We start from the raw sequence: 996 nt of genomic DNA on the forward strand, positions 1-996 counted from the left end.
CGCGCCGCGCCGCCCCTGCCCCGTCCGCCACCCGCGCCCTTCGGATCGCCGCCGAGAACGTGCGCATCTTCCACGAGGCGACCCGGCCCGAGGACACGCCCTGGGTGGAGACCATCCCAGGCGTGCGGTCCAGGCTGGCCTGGCGGCCGATCCGGTCGCGGGGCTGTACGTCCCGGGCGGGACCGCGCCGCTGTTTTCGTCCCTGCTGATGCTGGCCATCCCGGCGGCGGTGGCGGGTGTGGGGCGGCGCGTGGCCGTGACCCCGCCGTCCAAGGGAGGCGAGCCGCATCCGGCGATGGTCGTGGCGGCCGCCGAGGCCGGGTTGGACGCCCTGTGGCTGGTCGGCGGCGCCCAGGCGATCGCCGCCCTGACGTTCGGAGCCGTACTGGACGACGGCGAGATCGAGCCGGTCGACAAGCTGTTCGGCCCCGGCAACGCCTGGGTGGCGGAGGCCAAGAAGCAGGCCGCCGCCCTGCCCGGCGGTCCCGCTGCGGACATGCCGGCGGGGCCTTCGGAGTTGCTGGTGATCGCCGACCGCGACGCGGACCCCGAAATCGCCGCCGCCGATCTGCTGAGCCAGGCCGAACACGATGCCGACGCCCAGGTGCTGCTGGTGTCGCCCAGCCGTGGGCTGATCGACGCGGTCCTGGCCGAGGTCGAGGCCCAGTTGGAGACCCTGCCCCGGGCCGACATCGCGCGGGCGTCGCTGGCCGAGGGCCGGGCGATCCGGGTGCGTGACATCGCCGAGGCGTGCGAGGTGGCGAACCTGTACGCTCCCGAACACCTGGCGCTGCAGACCGAGGACGCCGACGCCCTGGTCGAGCGGATCACCGCCGCCGGTGCGGTGTTCGTGGGCCCGCACGCGGCCGAAACGCTGGGCGACTACGCCGCCGGCCCCAGCCACGTGCTGCCAACCGACGGCGGGGCGCGGACCCTGGGCGGGATCACGACCGCCAGCTTCATGACCTCGATGTCGATCCACGGGTCGCGCCGATC

1 protein-coding gene and 1 pseudogene are annotated in these 996 nt (G+C 74.8%); both read left to right on the forward strand.

Going from position 1 to position 996, the window contains the following annotated elements:
• A pseudogene (locus AC2W7C_RS18410) lies at positions 1-209 on the forward strand (hypothetical protein); the annotation flags it as partial.
• On the forward strand, positions 209-996 hold a 788-nt coding region (gene hisD / locus AC2W7C_RS18415; RefSeq protein ID WP_486002638.1), incomplete at its 3' end, for a histidinol dehydrogenase. The pseudogene AC2W7C_RS18410 and the gene hisD, both read left to right, overlap by 1 nt.

The organism is Brevundimonas sp. CURTG3B2_SDJG, from assembly GCF_057364705.1.